Here is a 19,754-nt window from a genome sequence, read left to right as displayed (position 1 = left end):
CGCCTCACGCCGACCAGCGCCAGGCGACGAGGCCCAGCCCCAGAAGGATCACTCCGACGCTCACCGACTGGAGGATTTTTTCCAGCTGCCGCATCTGAAGACATTCCGTAGCCGAAGCAGCCCCGCTCGCAGCGGCCCTGCTCAGGCGCTTGTACGGCCGGGACGCCGTTATCTCGACGAGGCTCAGCGCGCCTGCAGCAGCGGCGACCAGCAGTGCCGCCACGCTGACCTCATTGGTCTGCAGCACATGGCCCGCCAGCACGGGCAGCGCGCCCCAGGACAGAGCGAACCAGCCGTCGGTGTGGAAGCGGCCCTGGAACCACTCGAGGTTGTAGGCCAGCAGGAAAAAGCCCTCCACGATGGCGATCCCTGCGAGCAGGGGGGCGGGACCGAGCATGTAGGGCATTGCGATCGCATAGGCCGAGGCGACCGACACCAGCGCCAGCAGCCGCAACTGCCGCTTCGAAAACATGTCGCCCCAAGGCTTGGCCTCGCGGCTGCCCAGTGCGTCGAGCGCGTGGGCGCCGATCCCGAGAGCGAGGAAATAGATGACCAGGATCGCTGCGACCCGGTCCCAATGCACCACCTCGGCCAGCATCGCGCCGAACAGCGTGAACGCCAGGACCATGCCTGTATAGGGAAGAAACAGCAGACCCACCGCGGCACGAAACCGCGAAGAGCCCACCCTGGGGACAAACCATTCGTTCAGCCGCATGGTGGCTCCCTTCCGTGCCAACGGGTGGTGGCGCGGCATCCATTCTGTTCCAGAGCGCACGAGAACGTGCCGCAGAAGTCCTGATCAGTGACTCACGGGAGTTGGGCTCTGCCCGGAATACGTCGCCCACTGCACGCAAGGCGCCGGCTCGGAGTGCCGCAAGGCCGCAAGCGCTCGAGAGCCACCCTTCGTCCTGCTACATTGCTCGAGGCTTTGCGAAAGGAACACCGTGGCCAAAGGCGATCAGCGCAGCAACAAGATGGCGAAAAAGCCGAAGAAGGACACCTCTCGCCCCGCCGAGTCGTCGTCCGTTTCCGATCGGCCCGTGCCTCCCGTGACGGCGGTGCTGCCCAAAGGAAAACTGAAGAACAAGTGACACGGGAACGCGCGCAGTCTCCCCGATCCACGGCGGCCTGACGCACACCCACGACATCTCCAGGCGCCTGCGAGCGGCTCACGCCCCGCAGGCAACGGCAACACGACGCAACGCGACCCGAGCGCCACGCGGCGCACCGACGGTCGTGCCTGCCGTCCAGGGGCGAAGCTGGTCCCCTGCGCACGACACCCAGGCCCTCCCGCCTTCGCTCACCGCGGCTTCACCTCGCCGAGCAGCTCGAGGGCTTCGTCCTCCAGCACCTTCAGGGCGCGGATGAACACCTCGTATTCGCCGTCGCTCAGGCGCGAGCGCAGCCGCGCTTCACGCTCCAGCGAACCGGGCAAGCCGTTGCGCAGCAAGTCGATGCCCGCAGGCGTGAGCGCCAGCAGCTGCTTGCGGCGATCGCCCGGGTCGCTCACCTGCGTGATGACGCCCTTCTCGACCAGCTCAGAGGTCACGCGACTGACCTGGCTGTGGTCGTAGTTCGCCGTCCGGGCCACTTCACCGGAAGAAGACGTTCCCAGCCGATTGAGGATGACCAGCACGCGCCACTGGCGGCTCGTCAGGCCCAGCGTGTCCCGCACCGAAGCGTCCACCAGCCGCGACAGCACTTGCGCCAGAACGGAAACGCGATAGGTGATCAGGGACTCCGGCGCGTGGGCCGACACCTGGGCCAGCGACGCGCGGCTTCGAGCCTTCTTCGGCTTCACAGGCGAATTAGTTGCTTTTGCAATAGTTGCCATAGCACATACTAGCGGATAGGATGGTTGATCATCAGGAGACAACCCATGCATTCTGCTTCCCGCCGCGGCGTCATCGCGGCAACGCTCGGCCTGGCCCTCGGGCTTCCCCTCACGGCGGTTGCGGCCGACTGGCCCACCAAACCGGTGGTCCTGGTGGTTCCCCAGGGCACGGGCTCGGGCAGCGACGTGGTCGCCCGGCTGCTGGCCAGGTACATGGCCCCCGCACTGGGGCAGCCGGTCGTCGTCGAGAACCGCACCGGCGCCGGCGGCATCATCGCGCACCAGTCGGTCATGCGCGCGCCTGCAGACGGATACACGGTGCTCTTCACCTCCACCGCGCAGCTGCTGGTCGTTCCGGCGCTGTATGCCTCCGCCAAGTACACGCTGGACGACTTCGACCCGGTCGCGCCGGTCTTGCGTGCGCCTTTCGCGCTGCTGGTCGCCAACACGCCGGGCGCTCCGAAGACGGTCAAGGAACTGGTCGAAGCGCTGCGCGCCAAGCCCGGCGCCTATGCGTCGGCCGGCATTGGAACGATGACCCACCTCGGCTCTGAGATCTTCCTCAAGCGTGCCGGCGTGACGGCCTCGCATGTTCCATACAAGGGCAGCGGTGCGGCGCTCACGGACCTGATGGGCGGACAGGTGCTGTTCGCGACCGACTCGCTGACGGCGGCCATGACGCATGTGCGATCGGGCAAGCTGCGTGCGCTCGCCGTTACCGGCGACAAGCGGGAGGCGTCCCTGCCCGATGTTCCGACGCTGGCGGAGGCGGGATTGCCCGGCGAGCCCATCGGGGTGATCGGTGGCTTGTTCGCGCCCAAGGGCGTTCCGAAAGACGCCGCCGCGCGCCTCGACAAGGCCGTCAAGGAGGCTTTGCAGAACCCGGAACTCGCCGCGCGCTTCGCTGCCACCGAAACGGGCATCCTTCGCATCTCGAACGCGGAGTTCCTGGAGCAACTGCGCAAGGCCACCCCCTTCTGGCAGGGCCTGGTGCGCGAGCTCGACCTGAAGGTGGAGTGAGCTTGCAGCCGCAGACCGACGCGGGCTCCGGCCCGCAAGCGCAGCACGGGGGGCCACTGCACGGCCTGCGCGTGATCGACCTGTCGCGGCTGGTCGCCGGCAACATGCTGTCGCTGCAATTGGCCGACTTCGGCGCCGACGTGATCAAGGTCGAATCGCCGCGCGAGGGCGACACCTTGCGCCACTGGCGGGAGGACCTCGGAGCTGGCGAAGGCCTGGACGCGTGGTGGCGCGTGTATGGCCGCAACAAGCGCAGCCTCGCCATCGACCTGCGCGACGACCAGTGCCGGGCGGTCCTGCAGCGGCTCATCGCTTCGGCCCAGGTGTTGGTGGAGAGCTTCCGCCCGGGAACCCTCGAGAAAATGGGCTTCGCGCCCGACACGCTGCACGCGGTCAACGCCAAGCTGGTCATCGTGCGCCTGTCCGGCTGGGGACAGACCGGACCGTACCGCGACCTCCCCGGCTTCGGCAGCCTGCTGGAAGGATTCTCCGGCTTCGCGCACAAGCACGCGACACGCGGGGTCCCGATGCTGCCGAACATGGCGCTGGCAGACATGGTGTGCGGCGTGACGGGCGCATTCGCGACGCTCGCGGCGGTGCGGGAGGTCGAGGTGAACGGAGGGCGCGGACAGGTCATCGACCTCTCGCTGCTCGAGCCGATGCTGGCCGTCATGGGGCCCGACGTCACCGCCTATGCCGCCACCGGGCGCGTCTCTTCGCCGTCGGTGAAGATCGCCTCGCCCCGCGGCGTGTATCGCTGCCGCGACGGCAGCTGGGTCGCCATGTCCGGCTCGACCGACACCATGGCCCGGCGCGTGCTGGAGGCGATCGGCAAGGGTGCGCTCGCGAACGAGCCGCGCTTCGCCACCAATGCGGCTCGTGTGGCCAACGACGCCGAACTGGACAGCCTCATCGCCGCCGCCATCGCGGAACTCGACCGCCCCGAATGCCTGGCGCTGTTCCGCTCCAAGGGTGTGACGGTCGGCCCCATCTACGACCCGGCCCAGCTGCTGCAGGACGAGCACGTCGTAGCGAGGGAGTGCTTCGTACCGGCAGGCGATGCGCAGGGTACCGTCGTTCACAACGTGACGCCCCGCATGAGCGGCACGCCAGGCGCGATCCGCCACACTGCGCCGCGCGTCGGCGAGCACACCGAAGAGGTGCTGCGGCACGCCGGATGCACGCCGGCCGACATCGACGCGATGGCATCGCGGGGAGCGCTCAGGTGCAGCTGATGGATGCGCGGTCCCTGCTGTTCGTTCCCGCAACCTCGGTACACCTGCTGGCGAAGGCAGCCCAGCGCGGCGCGGACGCCCTCATCGTGGACCTGGAAGACGCTGTCCCGATGGACAGGAAGGCGCCGGCGCGGCAGATGGCCGCGCAGGCGATCGAGCAGCTCGTCGGCCAGGCTGGGGTGCTGGTCCGGGTGAATTCAGCGCCGGAGCTCGTGCGCGAAGACGTGCAATGCCTGCCCCTGCACCACCTGCAGGCGGTGCTCCTGCCCAAGGTGGAATCAGCCGCGCAGGTGCAGGAACTGGCCCGATTGCTCGCGCAGCGGCAGGCACCCGGTGCTGCACCAGTGCCGATCGCCGCACTCATCGAGACACCGCTGGGGGTGCTTCGCGCGGAAAGCATCGCCACCGCGCACCAGAGCGTGTGCGCCCTCGGGTTCGGCGCGGAGGACTATGCCAGCGAGATGCTGGTGGAGCCACAGCCGCAGTCGCTGCTGTGGGCGGCGCAGGCGGTGACGAACTGCGCCCGCGCCTTTCGGCTGGCCTCCTGGGGCCTGCCGGGAAGCGTCGCGGAAATCAGCGACATGGACGGGTTCGCTGCGCTCGTGAAGCAGGCCCGTGCGGTCGGCTTCAGCGGCACCGTCTGTATCCACCCGCGCCAGATTCCGGTGGCCAACGCCGGCTTCGGCCCCACGCCGCAGGAGCTCGCCTGGGCCCGCAAGGTGCTCGCGGCGGACGAGGAGGCCCGCGCCCGGGGCCTCGGCGCCGTGACCCTGGACGGCCGCATGATCGATCGCCCGATCGTCGAGCGCGCACGTCGCTGGCTCAAGGTCTGACACGTCGCTGCCTTGGCGCGGGCGGAGGGCAGTTCGCTGCTGCCCCGCCGCGCCTGCTCGACCCTGTGAACGCGGGGCAGCAGCTGAAACAGACTGCAGCACATGCCCTATACCTGCGATCAGCAGGCTCAATCACATCCGACGGCGGGCGTGCTTAGGATGGCGTTTGCGGGCTGCATCGCTGGATGCGCCCCTCGCCCCCTCGCACCCGAACCAGGAGACGTACCGATGAGCGCCGAGACCGAATTCAAGTGCCCTGTCGCACACGACAAGAAGACCAAGCAGACGCGAAACAATTCGCACTGGTGGCCCGATCAGCTGAACCTCACCATACTGCACCAGCACCGGAATCTGGGCGCACCGGAGCTGGAAGATTTCGACTACAAGCGCGAATTCCAGTCGCTCGACCTGGATGCGGTCATCAAGGACCTGCACGCCCTGATGACGGACTCGCAGGACTGGTGGCCCGCCGACTACGGACACTACGGACCCTTCTTCATCCGCATGGCCTGGCACTCGGCCGGCACCTACCGCATCTTCGATGGCCGCGGCGGCGCCCGCTCGGGCGAGCAGCGCTTCGCGCCCCTGAACAGCTGGCCCGACAACGGCAACCTGGACAAGGCGCGCCGCCTGCTCTGGCCCATCAAGCAGAAGTACGGCAAGAAGCTCTCCTGGGCCGACCTGATGATTCTGGCGGGCAACGTGTCGCTCGAGTCCATGGGCTTCAGGACCTTCGGCTTCGCCGGCGGCCGCGAAGACATCTGGGAGCCGCTGCCCATCGACTGGGGCCCGGAATCCACCTGGCTGGGCGACGAGCGCTACGCGGGCGATCGCGAGCTCAACAAGCCGCTGGCCGCCGTGCAGATGGGCCTGATCTACGTGAACCCCGAGGGGCCGAACGGCAAACCGGATCCGGTCGGGTCGGCGCGCGACATCCGCGAGACCTTCGGCCGCATGGCCATGGACGATTACGAGACCGTGGCCCTGGTGGCCGGCGGCCACACCTTCGGCAAGTGCCATGGCGCCGGCCCCGCGCACCATGTCGGCGCCGAGCCCGAGGGCGGCAACATCGAGGAGCTGGGCCTCGGCTGGAAGAGCGCGTTCGAGAGCGGCATTGGCGCGCACGCCATCACCAGCGGCCTGGAAGGCGCCTGGACGGCGACCCCGACGAAGTGGGACATGAGCTATCTGGAGACGCTGTTCGGCCACGAATGGGAGCTGACCCAGAGCCCCGCGGGCGCGCACCAGTGGAAGCCCAAGGGTGACGGCGGCGCCAACGTGCCCGACGCGCACATTCCCGGCAAGTTCCACCAGCCGATGATGACCACGGCCGACCTGGCGCTGCGCTTCGACCCGGCCTACGAGAAGATTTCGCGCCACTTCCTGGCTCATCCCGAAGAGTTCGCTGATGCGTTCGCGCGCGCCTGGTTCAAGCTCACGCACCGCGACATGGGACCGAAGGCGCGCTATCTCGGCAAGTACGTGCCGCAGGAAGATCTGCTGTGGCAGGACCCCGTCCCGCCGGTGGACCACCCGCTGATCGACGCGGCCGATGCCGCTGCATTGAAAGCGAAGATCCTGGAGTCGGGCCTGTCGGTCACCGAGCTGGTGAAAGCGGCGTGGGCCTCTGCCTCGACCTTCCGCGGCAGCGACCTGCGCGGCGGTGCGAATGGCGCGCGCGTGCGACTGGCGCCGCAGAAGGACTTCGAAGCCAACGACCCGCAGGAACTGCAGAAGGTGCTGGACCGGCTCGAGGCGATCCGGAACGACTTCAATGCTGGCGCGCAGGGCGGCAAGAAGGTGTCGCTGGCAGACCTGCTGGTGCTGGGTGGCTGCGCCGCCGTGGAAGCCGCCGCAAAGCGTGCGGGCCACGACGTGCAGGTGCCTTTCAGGCCGGGCCGCACGGACGCCAGCCTGGAGCAGACCGACGTCAACGCGTTCGAGGTGCTGGAGCCCGCCATCGACGGCTTCCGCAACTACATCAAGCCGGGCGCAGAGAACCACGTGGCCAACGGCATGATCGACAAGGCCAACCTGCTGATGCTGACCGCACCCGAGATGACGGTGCTGGTGGGCGGCATGCGCGCCCTCGGCGCCACCAGCGCAAACGTGAAGCACGGCGTCTTCACCACGCGGCCCGGCACGCTCACCCCCGACTTCTTCCGCAACCTGCTGGACATGCGCACCGCGTGGAAGAAGGTCGATGGATCGCAGCACCTCTTCGAAGGCAACGACCGCAAGAGCGGCGAGCGCCGCTGGACCGCCACGCTGGCCGACCTGATCTTCGGCAGCAACGCGCAACTGCGCGCCTTGTCGGAGGTCTATGCCGCCGCCGACGGCGAGGTGCACTTCGTGCAGGACTTCGTCAAGGCGTGGGTCAAGGTGATGGAGCTGGATAGGTTCGACTTGCGGCGCTGAGCGGGGCGGCGGCGTGCCGGGGGTGCCGGCGCTTGCGGGCTATTCGCAACCATTCCGCTGGCGAATCGGGTGTGTGCGACAAGTTGAGGCAGCGGCCATGCTGCCAGCTCCGCGCTTAGAGATCATCAGCGCAGCAGGGGGGGCGCACCGCAGCCAGCGCCGCGACCCGGTCCTGGCCGGCACGCAGGTCACAGGGGATCGAAGAACCCGACAACCTCCTCCAGGCGGCCCTCGCCGGAGAACCGGACGAAGTCCACCCCGCGTCGCCGGACGGTCCCGTCCGCCAGCGACCACTGCCAACGGAAGCGGGCGACGCTGCCGTAGGCCTCCACCTCGCCGTCCTGCGCTACGCGGCACCCTGGAAACGTGCGCTGCAGCTCGGCCAGGTGTGCATTGAGCTCTGCGCGATCCTGCAAGAACACGCCCGGGTCGCAATACCTGAGGTGCGGCTCGCACGACGCGCGCAGCAGGGCCGAGCGCTTCGCTTCATCCGCCTCTCCCCAGGCCGCCACGTAGCGCGCGACTACGTCAGCGCGATCAGCTGGGTCACACGTGCGTTGCTGCATCGGCTTCTCCTGGGGCAGCCAGGCAGTTTGCCAGGCCGCTTGCGGCCGAGGTGATCCTGCCCGGAAGCCATGACGCGGTCCTGCCGCCGGCTGACCACATCCCGACCACATCGGGTAATGACGCGCTTCAACGGAGGACCTGGTGACCAGATCGACGCAAGACTGCCATGCCTGAGTTGAGCGATCTTCACCTGGAGCACGCCCGGCACATGTTCCTGAGCGAACGCTCTCGCCGCGAGACGATTCGTGGAAGCATCAGCACGCCGGTGGCCGCGATCTCCTTCGCGGTGTTCGCGTTCAGCAGCCTGGTCCGCGACCTCGACGCGGACCGCTGGCAAGAAGCATCGACCGTGGCGATCATGGTGCTCGGCGCCGCCGCGATCGCGGCGCTGTTCCCCTCCGCCTGGCAGGTGGTCATGTCGGAGTGGCTGTTCGTCTACCACGAGCCGCCGCGACTCGAAGATTTCGTGAAGGACCAAGTGACCGACCCCGCAAAGGCGCGCGCCCGCCTCCGCGCTGTCCTGGCCGCAAGCTATGCGGTTGCTTACGATCAATACCTGCGGGGCAATGCCGCCAGTTCCCGGCACCTGGGCCCTGCGGCTGATCGTCCTCTCACTGCTGCTGCAGGCACTCGCGTTTGCGGTCCTGCCATTCCATCTCGCCGGGACTTGACGCATGCGGGCAATCGATCGCCTTTTCACCCGCCGACGTCGCCTTCCACGGTTCGCCGACGTCTCCGATAGGACGCGCCGACGACTCAATGACGCCTGCCGTGAGCTGACGGAAGCGGAAGATCGCATGGCGGCGCTGTTGCACCTTGTCGATCCACCTCGCCTGCTGCTCATCGACGAACAAGAGGCCGTGGTCATCACGCCCGAGCAGCGGGAAGATGTTTCCGCCGTTGCGGTGCGCTTGCGGGAATGAGCGGTGTGAGCTCGCACCGGTCCGGCAGCCTTGCGGCTGAAATTTCCGGTCTGCGGCACTCCGAGCGCGCAATCCACATGGAGTAGATTGGAAGGCTGCGGTTTCCATCCGTCATCGGCCCCCGAGTGCCTCCCTAAGATCGTGAAACGAGCCGGGCTTCGCCGGCCGACCGGAGATTGGAGGACCGCCATGGAACCGCAGCATTCCCGGGGCCATATGCCGAGACGTCAGCCCGGACGCTTTGCGCGGCGCATCCTGGAAACGTCGTTCAAGTCTGAAGGCTGGAACCAATGCTCGGCGAGACGTTCGTTCACGGCTTCCTGGCTTCCTGGCTTCCTGGCTTCCTGGCTTCCTGGCTTCCTGGCTTCCTGGCTTCCTGGCTTCCTGGCTTCCTGGCAATGCTGTCACTCACCTCAGGAGCGAGCGCTGCCAATTACTGCCCCGAACCCGCGGCCGGCCTAGCGCTCTCGCTGTCCTCGCTCCTACGCCACCTTCGGGAAGCGGATGCGCGATTTGGACGGAAAAGGCTGCTCCGGGCCTGCTGCCACTGCTCACGCTTGTCCGAGGTGTGCAAGCAGTTGCCCGATGTCCCTCCGACCCTGCGCGTAAGTGGCGCGCAGCGACTCGGCGTCCGTGAAGTCCAGCTTGTCAGCCTTGGTGGCGTCCGAAGGGAAAAGGTAGGTTCGCCCCTCCACTTCCGGCAAGTTGCGGTAGCTCCGCGTCAGGAGTACCAGCGTACTGCCCTGGTTCCCCTGCGGTAGCGGCGCATTGTCGAGCGTTCCCGCGTCGATGACTGGTCGGCCATGGCGCTTGCGCAGCTCGAAGATCGGAGGAATGGTCGCGGCCTTGCAGATCAGTTCGACGAGCGAGCCGTCCCGCGCAGCCTGGCGGCCATCGACGCGCAATTCCCGTGCGCCGGCAGCCCGAGCCCAACGCCCGTGGGGAGTCGAGCGGATGTGCTTGTCGGCCTCGTACAGGACTATTGTGAGGACGGCGCTTGCGGCTACAGGTAGCCAGCGGGGCGGTTCGGCGAGGAGCACCTCGAAGTGAGGACCCTCTGCCACCGCCTCACACGCCTGCTGATCGAGCACGTCGGCGACAACGTCGCGATAAATGGCCTCATGAGGAGTGAGCTTGCGTCCATCGAGCACAGCAGCCGGGAACACGTTGCGGTCGTGCCGCCGCAGGCGCTCGCAAAAAGCATCGATCAGCTTTTCGCCGCACCCGGAAATGAAGCACGCAGCGGAAAGCGCGCCACCGCTGGCGGCCACCACACGAGCCGGAGCAATGGTGCGGACTACTTTCAGCGCGTCCAGCGCCCCGCCCTGCCAGAAGCAGCGGAGGCCACCACCAGCGAAGCTCAGTTGCTGGTAGTGAACCTCCAGCTTGCCGAACATCACGTCGGCGGGTGCGACGCTGTCAGCGCGCTTCATGGCTCCTCCTCGTTTGCTGCATATGCCGGGCTATTGTGGCTATACCGGTCTCGGCAGCAGCCGGGCCCGGTACATCGACGCGCTGACAGTGTTCTTCACGGACACCGAAAAGCGCAACCACGCTACCAAGGATCTCGGAGCCGCACTCCAAGAAGTTGCTGCGCGGTATCCCGAAGGTTCCGAAGCAACCATCCTGTACAGCCTGGTCCTGTCCGCCAACTTCAACCCGGCTGACAAGCAGTACGGCAATCAGCTCAAGGCTGCGAAGCAGCTGGAATCGGTTTTCGCCAAGGCACCGGAACATCCCGGCGTGACGCACTACCTGATCCACAGCTACGACTACCCTCCCTTGGCCGCCCACGGACTTGAAGCCGCGCGGCGCTACAGCAAGATCGCGCCGGCCGCTGCGCACGCGCAGCACATGCCTTCGCACATCTTCCCGCGCGTGGGCGCATGGACGGATTCGGTGGCCTCGAATACAGCATCCGCCAGGGCCGACGGCGACAAGACCTGGAACTCGCCGCATGCATACGACTACATGGTGTACGCTCGTCCGGCACCCTGCGGTAGTAGTACAGCTTGCCGTGCGGCGCGTACGCCCGCTGCGGGTCGTCGATGGGGGTGAACCGGTAGAAGGCGGCGTGAACCAGCGGCGGCGCAATGGGCGGCACAGGGGTCGGATGGCCTGCGGCGATCGTCCAGCCCCCGTCCTCCCCTCTGTTGCCCTGCACGCACCTGCGGCTGTGGCTGCGTTCAAACAGAACAACGACTACCAGGACGAAGGCGCAGTTCCTATCAATGCGGCATCGGCTTTCCGCTAGGCTCGTGCGACCGGTTCAGCCGCATCGTGAGGAGCGATCAGCCGATGCGCAACGACAAGAAGCAGAACGACAGGAAGTCCGCTGGATTCGTCCTGGTTCGCGGAGCCCGCGAGCACAACCTGAAGAACGTCGATCTCGACGTGCCTCGCGACGCCCTGGTCGTCTTCAGCGGCGTGTCGGGGTCGGGCAAGTCATCGCTGGCGTTCGGCACCCTCTACGCCGAAGCGCAACGGCGGTACCTCGAATCGGTCGCGCCGTACGCGCGTCGCCTGATGGACCAGGTCGGCGTGCCGGCGGTGGACAGCATCGACGGGCTGCCGCCAGCCATCGCCTTGCACCAGCAGCGCGGAAGCCCCAATGCGAGGTCGTCGGTGGGCAGCGTGACCACGCTTTCCAGCCTGCTGCGCATGCTGTACTCGCGGGCCGGCAGCTACCCGCCCGGGCAGCCGATGCTGTTCGCGGAAGACTTTTCGCCGAACAGCCCGCAAGGCGCTTGTCCCGGCTGCCACGGCCTGGGCCACGTCTTCGAGGTGACCGAAGAAACCATGGTGCCCGACCCGACGCTCACGATCCGCGATCGTGCGGTGGCTGCATGGCCGCCGGCGTGGCATGGCCAGAACCTGCGCGACATCCTCGTTTCGCTGGGGCACGACATCGACAAGCCGTGGCACAAGCTGCCCCGGAAGACGCGCGACTGGATCCTGTACACGGAAGAACAACCCACGGTGCCGGTCTATGCAGGCTTCAGTCCCGAGGAAACGCGGGAAGCGCTTGCCAGCGGGCTCGCGCCGAGCTACCAGGGCACTTTCATGGGCGCTCGAAGGTACGTCCTGCACACGTTCGCGACCACGCAAAGCGCACAGATGAAAAGGCGCGTCTCGCGCTTCATGCGCCCGAGCCTGTGCCCGCAGTGCAAGGGCAAGCGGCTCAAGCGCGAATCCCTGTCCGTGAAGTTTGCCGACCTGGACCTGGCCGAGATGTCCGCCCTGCCTTTGCAGCGGCTTGTCGAGATCCTGCGGCCAGCGGTGGATGCGAGGATGGACGAAGAGCGGCTTCCTGCACCCATCGATGCCGCTGCCAGGAAGGCCTCGGCCGCCGCCGAGCGCGCACGCCGCCTCTCGGCAGGAGGTGCCGCCCATGACGCGTCGCCTGACGTCCGGCGCACGCCCAACCTCTCCGAAGAAAAACGCATCGCGGCGCAGCGCATCGCATCGGCGGTCTCGCAGCGCGTCGAGACATTGGTCGGCCTCGGACTCGGGTACCTGTCCCTCGACCGCAGTACGCCGACCTTGTCGCCGGGCGAGCTTCAGCGCCTGCGCCTGGCCACCCAGATCAGGTCGAACCTGTTCGGCGTGGTGTACGTGCTGGACGAGCCGTCCGCAGGCCTCCACCCCGCCGATGCCGAGTCGCTCTACGCAGCCTTCGACGCCCTGAAGCAGGCCGGGAACACGTTGTTCGTCGTCGAGCACGACCTGCATTTGATCCGGCGCGCGGACTGGCTGGTGGACGTCGGCCCCGACGCCGGCGAAAAAGGCGGCCGCATCCTCTACAGCGGCCCGCCGGAAGGCCTGCAGGACGTGACCGCTTCCCACACGGCGCGCTACCTGTTCGGCGCGGCGCCTGCCGCGCGCGACGCGCGCGCGCAGGCCCGCGTGGCCCGGGACTACCTCCGGCTGGAGGGGATCCGGCACAACAACCTCCACGGCGTCGACGCCGCCTTCCCCATCGGTGCCTTGACGACGGTGACGGGCGTGTCCGGATCGGGCAAGTCGAGCCTGGTGAGCCATGCCCTGGTCGACCTGGTGTCGGCCCATCTCGGCCAGGAAGTGGCGCGTGAGGAACAGGGCGATGGCGAGGGCGAAGGCCCGGTTTCGCCCATGCTGGCAGCGGGTCGCCTGGCGGGCGGCCAGGACGCCATCCGACGCCTCGTCGTGGTCGACCAGAAGCCGATCGGCCGCACGCCCCGCTCGAACCTCGCGACCTACACGGGATTGTTCGACGACGTGCGCAAGCTGTTCGCATCGACACGCGCTGCCAGGGCACGCAGGTACGACGCGGGCCGCTTCTCGTTCAACGTCGCCAAGGGCCGCTGCGACACCTGCGAGGGCGAGGGCTTCGTGAGCGTGGAGATGCTGTTCATGCCCAGCGTCTATGCACCCTGCCCGAAGTGCCATGGCGCCCGGTACAACGAGGCCACGCTGCGCATCCTGTGGAATGGCAAGTCGATCGCCGACGTGCTCGGCTTGACGGTCGAGGCTGCCAGGGCGTTCTTTGCAGACCAGCCGTCGATTGCGCGAAGCCTGTCGGTACTCGAAGACATCGGGCTGGGCTACCTGCGCCTGGGACAGCCTGCCACCGAGCTCTCGGGCGGCGAGGCCCAGCGCATCAAACTGGGCACCGAACTGCAACGTTCCCAGCGCGGCTCGACGCTGTACGTCCTGGACGAGCCGACGACCGGCCTGCATCCGGCCGACGTGGACCGCCTCATGCGGCAACTTCATGCCTTGGTCGATGCACGCAACACCGTGGTGCTGGTCGAACACGATGTCCGCGTGATGGCGCAAAGCGACTGGATCATCGACCTCGGACCTGGGGCGGGCGCCGAGGGAGGCCGCATCGTCGCGAGTGGCACCGTCGAGACGGTCGTGGCGAACAAGCTCAGTCGCACTGCGCCGTACCTGAGGGAGGCATGGGCCCAGCGCGTCTGAACGCGAGCGCAGCAGCGTCGCGAGGTCGCTGGAAGCGCCGGTCCTCACCTGTCCACGGCTGCGGAGGGCACCTGGAATCGGCGCTGCTGCTTGCTGCGCGTACTTGATCAGCAAACCGCACCCGCGGGCGCGGCCCAGAACACCTCGGCCGTAGGGTATCCGGCGCAGCGGGGATGCTCTGCAACGGGCTGGGATACGCCCGTAAGGTCGTGTTGCGGCTTCTGGCGAGCATGCGCGCCAGCGTTGCCGTTTGGTGCAAAGCGCACCTGCCTGCTGGCAGCAGGCCGTCGCGGAGGCATTGCGAGCTCTTGCTTCTCTTGGTAAGCGCTTGCGGCGAACTTGGGCCGCGGAGGATGGTCAAAGGGCATGGCAAGGCCTCGACAAGCGCACGACCAGCCTTTAAAAGCCTACGATCGGCCCGTGAAGGACCTGAGATATTTCGATCGGCACAGGCAAGCAACCTGGCTGGAGAAGTTCTTTGACCTGATTTTCGTCGTCGCCGTGAGCCGCGCCGGCGAGATCCTGAGCGACGCGCACGACGGCCACGTCGGGGCGGAGCAGTTCCTGCACTTCGTGCTGGTGTTCCTGCCGCTGTGGTGGATCTGGGCGGGCCACACGATCTACGCCAATCGCTTCGACACCGACAGCCGCCAGCACCGCCTGTCGACCCTGCTGATCATGTTCCTGCTGATCGTGATCTCGGCGCAGATCTCGACCGGCGCGCAGGACCACTACGCGCTGACCGTGGCGTGCTACTGCGGGGCGCGGCTGATCATCGCCCTCATGTATCTCGTTTCCAAGCGCAAGCACCACGACCGGGGGGGCATCACGACGACGGTGAGCGCCGTGTTCGCCGTTGGCGCCGCGATCAGCCTTTCATCCGTCCTTCTGGAGCCGCCTTGGAGCTACCTGGTCTTCCATGGGGGGATCGTGTTCGACATGGCGGCCCTGGTGCTGCTGAACCAGCGGTTGCAGGTCGTGCCGGCGCACACGCCGCACCTGATCGAGAGAATCGGCCTGCTGACCATCATCATGCTGGGCGAGTCCGTGATCAGCATTACCGCGGCACTTGCGGGCATCACCTGGGACCCGTCCAACATCGTCGCCGCCGTCAGCGGATTCGTCATGGTGTCGGCCATCTGGTGGATCTACTTCGACAGCTTCCACCTGCTGGAACAGCGCAAGCTCACCACCGGGCATTCGATCCTCTACTCGCACTTTTTCGTGTTGATCGGCCTGGCGATCCTCGCCTCGCTGATCCGGCATGCGATCCTGGGCGACCTCGACCAGGACGACTTCCGTCAACTTGCCGCCATCGGCACAGTGCTGTTCTTCCTGGGCAAGCAGTACGGCTACTACATGGAGGTCCCGGAGCTGCGGACGTACCTGGTGACCAATACCGCCGCCGTTTTTGCCCTGACAACACTCGTGCTGATGTTGCCGCTCGAGCCCGAGGCCATTCTGGTGGGGATGACGGCCACGATGATCTGCTACGTGCTGCTCAACCTGCGCTACCGCCACCTGTTGGGCGGCGAGGAAGTGCCGACCTGAGCCGCTTCATGCGCAGCACCTCCAGGATGCTGCGCTTGGCCAGGACAAGCGGCGGGGCGGCCGTTTCGCGGAAGGCACCTCAACAGCGTTTTGGGACAATCCGCCCAGGTCCTTCCGTCACCTTTCCAAAACCATGCCGAGCACAATCAAGTCCGCCGGCCTGATCGAATCCGTCGCCGCTGCCCTGCAGTACATCAGCCAAGTCTGAAAACTGGTGGAAGCGTCGGAGGGAGCGGCCTTCGGCCAGCGTGTTTTGCAGCGTGCAGATGGTGTGCAGAAGCGTAGTTGGGCGAACTGCTGGGCCGCTATCTCGGGCACCCACCCGCACGGGGCGCGTGAAGAACTACAACGAGCGCGCCCTTGGCCGCGCCTACCCAGTCCGGGTCGCGCTGAGTTACCTCGGCAAGGTGGACTTCGGCGTCACCTTCCCCACCTATGCCGCGGGATTTTCGTGATCGAGCGCGTGACGAAGTCAATCTCTCGCGAGGGCAGATCCAAGCGATGGAGCGCCAGATTGCGCATTTGATGATCGCAGCAATTCAGCAGCGCAAGCTCTCGGCTAACAACAACCTCGCTGGTGCGACTTGGGAGGTGGCGCTCTCCAACGAGATGTCCGCCATCGCGGCCAGGTGCGACACCAAGCAGCGCGAACTGAAGGACCGCCGCGAAAACTTGGTGAAAGAGTGCAGCGCGCTGGGGGCGTGCAAACCATGAATTCGACCCGCGGACAGCAACTGAATGCCGCGGCGGTGGACCGCGCGTTCAGAGATCTGAGCGCAGGGCTTCAGGAAACCGCGCGAGCGACGGAACGCCACCGGCAGCACATCAACCGACTCAATCAGCAGGTGTTCGGGATGAACCAGAATCCGTATGAACAGCACTCAAAGTACACCAGCGTCATCATGGGCATCGGCTATGCCGGCTTCTTCGCGCTCTGGAATCAAGTCGGCAGCGGCGGCAGTCCGAAGCTCCACGCGCTTGCCGCGCTGTTCGTGGGCACCTCTCTGCTCGTGTTCATCGTCTGGGAGATCATCGTCATGCTCAACAGCCACCGCGCACGGCGGGCAAGCCTCTGCTGAATGACGCCCGGTTCAAGAAGACTTGGGCTGTAACCTTCGTCATCAGCGTCGCCACGTCCTTCCTCGCATTCGTCTGCATCTTCTGGCTCATGGCCTTGAAGCTGCTGGCCGTCTTCTCGCCCGGCGGCGGACTCTTCAGCCGCTTTTCCATACTCTTTCCATACCGCCAACGAAAACGGCACCCGAAGGTGCCGTAAGTCTTTGTTTATATGGTGGGTGATGCAGGGTTTGAACCTGCGACCCCTGCCGTGTGAAGGCAGTGCTCTACCGCTGAGCTAATCACCCGTTCCGTGTGCGACGGAAGCCCGCGATTATGCCATAGGTTCAGCAGCGTTCTGGGCGCCGATGAGCCGCCAAAGTGTTTTGCCTCCGCTCGCTTTGTCGAGCTGCTTGAGCAGGTCTTCGTGGGCAGCGGTTTCCTGTTCGCTGGCCAGCAGCACGGGCAGCGTGAAGCGGGTGAGATCGATCTGCGTGACGATGCCCTGCACGCCGGTGTCGGCCGGTGTAAGGTCGATCAGGAGGGCGTCCTGGCCGCGCGTGAGGTTGATGTAGACGTCGGCCAGCAGCTCGGCGTCGAGCAGCGCGCCGTGCAGGGTGCGGCTGGAGTTGTCGACGCCAAGGCGGTCGCACAGCGCGTCGAGGCTGTTTCGCTTGCCGGGGAACATCTCCTTGGCCATGACCAGCGTGTCGGTGACGCTGCCGATGAAGCTGCGCAAGGGCGCCTTGCCGATCAGCTCGAGTTCCTTGTTCAGGAACCCGACGTCGAATGCGGCGTTGTGGATGATGATCTCGGCGCCGTGCAGGTAGTCCAGCAGTTCCTCGGCAATCTGGCCGAACTTCGGCTTGTCACGCAGGAACTCGTTGCTGATGCCGTGCACCTTCAGCGCGTCTTCGTGGCTCTCGCGCCCCGGGTTCAGGTAGAAGTGCTTGTTGTTGCCGGTGAGCTTGCGCCCCACCAGTTCCACGCAGCCGATCTCGATGATGCGGTCGCCGGTTTCGGCGGACAGGCCGGTGGTTTCGGTGTCGAGGACGATCTGGCGCATGGAGCGCAATTCTAGGGGCTCCCGCTGAGCCAACCACCCTCTAAATTGTCACCGTCGTGCGCGGTGCCGGGGCCCGCGAAACCTCTGTCTCAGTGCTTTTCCTTGGCGTGGTTGATGGAGTACTTCGGAATCTCCACCACCAGGTCTTTCTGGGCGACGATGGCCTGGCAGGACAGCCGCGAATTCGGCTCCAGCCCCCAGGCGCGATCCAGCAGGTCTTCCTCGGATTCGTCCATTTCGCCGAGCGAATCGAAGCCCTCGCGCACGATGACGTGGCAGGTCGTGCAGGCGCAGCTCATGTCGCAGGCGTGCTCGATGGGAATGTCGTGCTCCAGCAAGGCTTCGCACACGCTGGTGCCGGCCGAGGCGGTGATCTCGGCGCCCCGCGGGCAGTACTCGGGATGGGGCAGGATCTTGATGACGGCCATCAGAGGCTCTCCACGTTGCGGCCGGCAAGCGCCTTCTGGATGCTGTGGTTCATGCGTTGTGCGGCAAAGGACTCGGTCGCTTTCGCCAGGGCCTCGGTCGCGGCCTCGATGTCGGCGGCTTCGGCCGCTTGCTCGGCGACACGCGTGAGGCTTGCCATGGCGTCCTCGATGCCGGCGCGCTCGTCGGCCTCCAGCAGGTGGCCGTCCACAGCGAGTGCACTGCGCGTGGCCAGCAGCAGGCGCTCGGCATCGACGCGCGCTTCGGCGAGCGCGCGCGCCTTGATGTCCTGTTCGGCCGTGGAGAAGCTCTCCTGCAGCATGCGGGCCACCTGCTCGTCGCTCAGGCCATAGGAGGGCTTGACGTCGATGCGGGCCTCGACGCCGCTGGCCTGCTCCCGGGCACTCACGCTCAGGAGCCCGTCTGCATCGACGGTGAAGGTGACGCGGATGCGGGCCGCACCGGCGGCCATCGGCGGAATGCCACGCAGCTCGAAGCGCGCGAGGCTGCGGCAGTCCTGGACGAGGTCGCGCTCGCCTTGCACGACGTGCAGGGCCATGGCGGTCTGGCCGTCCTGGTAGGTGGTGAAGTCCTGCGCCTTGGCGGTGGGAATGGTTTCGTTGCGGGGGACGATGCGCTCGACGAGACCCCCCATGGTCTCGATCCCGAGCGACAGCGGAATGACATCCAGCAGCAGCAGGTCGCCGCTCGCGTCGTTGCCGGCGAGCTGGTTGGCCTGGATCGCCGCACCGAGCGCGACGACCTCGTCGGGATTGAGGTTGATCAACGGCTCGCGGGCGAAAAAAGAGCCTACGGCTTCGCGCACCTGCGGCATGCGGGTCGAGCCGCCCACCAGCACCACGCCCTGCACCTCGCTCGGCCGCAGGCGAGCGTCGCGCAGCACCTTGCGCACCACGGACATCGTGCGTGCGGTGAGTTCGGCCGTGACGGCCTCGAAGTCGGTCCGGCTCACATCGACCTGCAGCTCCCGCCCGCCCAGGCGCACGTGCGCCGTGGTCTGCTGCGCATCGGTCAGCGCCTCCTTGGCGGCGCGCGCCGCCATGCGAACGCCGGCCTTGTCGCCCGCGGAAGCGGCCTCGATGCCCAGGCGCGCGAGCATCAGATCGGCCAGGGCCCGGTCATAGTCGTCGCCTCCGAGGGCAGAGTCGCCGCCGGTGGCCATCACTTCGAACACACCGCGCGAGAGGCGCAGGATGGAGATGTCGAAGGTGCCGCCGCCCAGGTCATAGACGGCGTAGACGCCCTCGCTGCCGTTGTCCAGCCCGTAGGCGATGGCGGCGGCGGTGGGTTCGTTGATCAGGCGCAGCACCTGCAGCCCCGCCAGCTGGGCGGCGTCCTTGGTGGCCTGGCGCTGCGCGTCGTCGAAGTAGGCCGGTACGGTGATCACGGCGCCGTACAGGTCATCGTCGAACGTGTCCTCGGCCCGAAAGCGCAGCGTCGCCAGGATCTCCGCGCTGATCTCCACCGGGCTCTTGACGCCGGCGCGCGTCTGCAGGGCGACCATGCCCGGCTGGTCGGCAAAGCGGTAAGGCAGCTTCTCGCGCGCGGCGATGTCTTCGAGGCCGCGACCCATGAAGCGCTTGACGGAAGCGATGGTGTCTTGCGCGTCCTCGGCCTGTGCGGCGAGCGCGGCATATCCGATCTCGCGCGCCCCACCTTCGAGGTAGCGCACCACGGACGGAAGGATCACGCGGCCCTGGGCATCGGGCAGGCATTCGGCCACGCCATTGCGCACCGCTGCCACAAGCGAGTGGGTGGTACCCAGGTCGATGCCGACGGCGATGCGCCGCTGGTGGGGATCGGGGGCTTGCCCGGGTTCTGAAATCTGCAGGAGCGCCATGG

Annotated in this window: 19 protein-coding genes and 1 tRNA gene; 12 read left to right on the top strand and 8 right to left on the bottom strand. The window is 66.7% G+C overall.

Translation table 11 applies throughout. The annotated features are described in order from the left end of the window. Nucleotides 1–4: 4 nt before the first annotated feature. Nucleotides 5–715: a hypothetical protein gene (locus tag WG922_RS20225; RefSeq protein WP_340284802.1), complete on the bottom strand. Its 711-nt coding sequence runs from the start codon at nucleotides 713–715 to the stop codon at nucleotides 5–7. 229 nt (nucleotides 716–944) lie between these two features. Between WG922_RS20225 and WG922_RS20220 the strand changes: the two genes are divergently transcribed. Further along, nucleotides 945–1,091, top strand: coding sequence for a hypothetical protein (locus WG922_RS20220; RefSeq protein ID WP_340284800.1), 147 nt, complete (start codon nucleotides 945–947; stop codon nucleotides 1,089–1,091). A gap of 209 nt (nucleotides 1,092–1,300) precedes the next feature. Here WG922_RS20220 and WG922_RS20215 read toward each other — a convergent pair whose 3' ends face one another. After that, nucleotides 1,301–1,801 carry a MarR family winged helix-turn-helix transcriptional regulator gene (locus tag WG922_RS20215; protein ID WP_340284798.1) on the bottom strand — a complete coding sequence of 167 codons (501 nt, stop codon included), beginning with the start codon at nucleotides 1,799–1,801 and terminating at the stop codon, nucleotides 1,301–1,303. Nucleotides 1,802–1,879: 78 nt separating this feature from the next. Between WG922_RS20215 and WG922_RS20210 the strand changes: the two genes are divergently transcribed. The 4 genes from WG922_RS20210 to katG all read left to right on the top strand — a co-directional run bounded on the left by WG922_RS20210 (nucleotide 1,880) and on the right by katG (nucleotide 7,340). Then, nucleotides 1,880–2,854: a Bug family tripartite tricarboxylate transporter substrate binding protein gene (locus WG922_RS20210; protein ID WP_340284796.1), complete on the top strand. Its 975-nt coding sequence runs from the start codon at nucleotides 1,880–1,882 to the stop codon at nucleotides 2,852–2,854. 2 nt (nucleotides 2,855–2,856) lie between these two features. Then, nucleotides 2,857–4,089: a CaiB/BaiF CoA transferase family protein gene (locus WG922_RS20205; protein WP_340284794.1), complete on the top strand. Its 1,233-nt coding sequence runs from the start codon at nucleotides 2,857–2,859 to the stop codon at nucleotides 4,087–4,089. After that, on the top strand, nucleotides 4,089–4,922 hold the full coding sequence (locus WG922_RS20200) for an HpcH/HpaI aldolase/citrate lyase family protein (protein WP_340284793.1): 834 nt from the start codon (nucleotides 4,089–4,091) through the stop codon (nucleotides 4,920–4,922). Before WG922_RS20205 ends, WG922_RS20200 begins: the two co-directional genes overlap by 1 nt. A gap of 228 nt (nucleotides 4,923–5,150) precedes the next feature. Then, on the top strand, nucleotides 5,151–7,340 hold the full coding sequence (gene katG / locus WG922_RS20195; protein ID WP_340284791.1) for a catalase/peroxidase HPI: 2,190 nt from the start codon (nucleotides 5,151–5,153) through the stop codon (nucleotides 7,338–7,340). 188 nt (nucleotides 7,341–7,528) lie between these two features. Here katG and WG922_RS20190 read toward each other — a convergent pair whose 3' ends face one another. Beyond that, nucleotides 7,529–7,906 (bottom strand): nuclear transport factor 2 family protein, encoded by a 378-nt coding sequence (locus WG922_RS20190; RefSeq protein WP_340284790.1) that lies wholly within the window; start codon nucleotides 7,904–7,906, stop codon nucleotides 7,529–7,531. A gap of 167 nt (nucleotides 7,907–8,073) precedes the next feature. Between WG922_RS20190 and WG922_RS20185 the strand changes: the two genes are divergently transcribed. Together WG922_RS20185 and WG922_RS20180 are read left to right on the top strand one after the other, a co-directional pair. Further along, nucleotides 8,074–8,649, top strand: a complete 576-nt coding sequence (locus WG922_RS20185; protein WP_340284789.1) for a hypothetical protein — start codon at nucleotides 8,074–8,076, stop codon at nucleotides 8,647–8,649. Between the two features lie 55 nt (nucleotides 8,650–8,704). Further along, nucleotides 8,705–8,830 (top strand): hypothetical protein, encoded by a 126-nt coding sequence (locus WG922_RS20180; protein WP_340284787.1) that lies wholly within the window; start codon nucleotides 8,705–8,707, stop codon nucleotides 8,828–8,830. Between the two features lie 551 nt (nucleotides 8,831–9,381). On the opposite strand, the gene WG922_RS20175 is transcribed toward WG922_RS20180, so the two are convergent. Beyond that, entirely contained in the window at nucleotides 9,382–10,263 is an 882-nt protein-coding gene (locus WG922_RS20175) for a patatin-like phospholipase family protein (protein ID WP_340284786.1), read from the bottom strand. Here WG922_RS20175 and WG922_RS20170 point away from each other — a divergent pair. From WG922_RS20170 to WG922_RS20150, 5 genes are all read left to right on the top strand, one after another. Continuing rightward, on the top strand, nucleotides 10,262–10,888 hold the full coding sequence (locus WG922_RS20170) for a hypothetical protein (RefSeq protein ID WP_340284784.1): 627 nt from the start codon (nucleotides 10,262–10,264) through the stop codon (nucleotides 10,886–10,888). The two genes, WG922_RS20175 and WG922_RS20170, sit on opposite strands and share 2 nt — an antisense overlap. A gap of 240 nt (nucleotides 10,889–11,128) precedes the next feature. After that, nucleotides 11,129–13,792, top strand: coding sequence for an excinuclease ABC subunit UvrA (locus tag WG922_RS20165; protein WP_340284782.1), 2,664 nt, complete (start codon nucleotides 11,129–11,131; stop codon nucleotides 13,790–13,792). Nucleotides 13,793–14,212: 420 nt separating this feature from the next. Then, complete coding sequence (locus tag WG922_RS20160) at nucleotides 14,213–15,343, top strand: low temperature requirement protein A (RefSeq protein WP_340284780.1); 1,131 nt, start codon at nucleotides 14,213–14,215, stop codon at nucleotides 15,341–15,343. 501 nt (nucleotides 15,344–15,844) lie between these two features. Further along, nucleotides 15,845–16,057: a hypothetical protein gene (locus WG922_RS20155; protein ID WP_340284778.1), complete on the top strand. Its 213-nt coding sequence runs from the start codon at nucleotides 15,845–15,847 to the stop codon at nucleotides 16,055–16,057. Continuing rightward, on the top strand, nucleotides 16,054–16,422 hold the full coding sequence (locus WG922_RS20150) for a hypothetical protein (protein ID WP_340284777.1): 369 nt from the start codon (nucleotides 16,054–16,056) through the stop codon (nucleotides 16,420–16,422). The genes WG922_RS20155 and WG922_RS20150 overlap by 4 nt, the downstream gene beginning before the upstream one ends. Before the next feature lie 210 nt (nucleotides 16,423–16,632). Here WG922_RS20150 and WG922_RS20145 read toward each other — a convergent pair. The 4 genes from WG922_RS20145 to hscA all read right to left on the bottom strand — a co-directional run bounded on the left by WG922_RS20145 (nucleotide 16,633) and on the right by hscA (nucleotide 19,752). After that, nucleotides 16,633–16,707: transfer RNA gene (locus WG922_RS20145), tRNA-Val, on the bottom strand. Between the two features lie 26 nt (nucleotides 16,708–16,733). Further along, a complete protein-coding gene (gene dnaQ / locus WG922_RS20140) occupies nucleotides 16,734–17,465 on the bottom strand; it encodes a DNA polymerase III subunit epsilon (RefSeq protein WP_340284775.1) in 732 nt (243 codons plus the stop codon). 89 nt (nucleotides 17,466–17,554) lie between these two features. After that, nucleotides 17,555–17,893, bottom strand: coding sequence for an ISC system 2Fe-2S type ferredoxin (gene fdx / locus WG922_RS20135; RefSeq protein WP_340284772.1), 339 nt, complete (start codon nucleotides 17,891–17,893; stop codon nucleotides 17,555–17,557). Further along, complete coding sequence (hscA, locus tag WG922_RS20130; RefSeq protein WP_340284770.1) at nucleotides 17,893–19,752, bottom strand: Fe-S protein assembly chaperone HscA; 1,860 nt, start codon at nucleotides 19,750–19,752, stop codon at nucleotides 17,893–17,895. Before hscA ends, fdx begins: the two co-directional genes overlap by 1 nt. Nucleotides 19,753–19,754: the final 2 nt, after the last annotated feature.

Origin of the sequence: Ramlibacter sp. AN1015, from assembly GCF_037726105.1 — a bacterium.
Taxonomy (GTDB): domain Bacteria; phylum Pseudomonadota; class Gammaproteobacteria; order Burkholderiales; family Burkholderiaceae_C; genus Ramlibacter.
The sequence above is the reverse complement of the archived record's forward strand: the minus strand, read 5'-3'. Positions and strand labels throughout refer to the sequence as shown.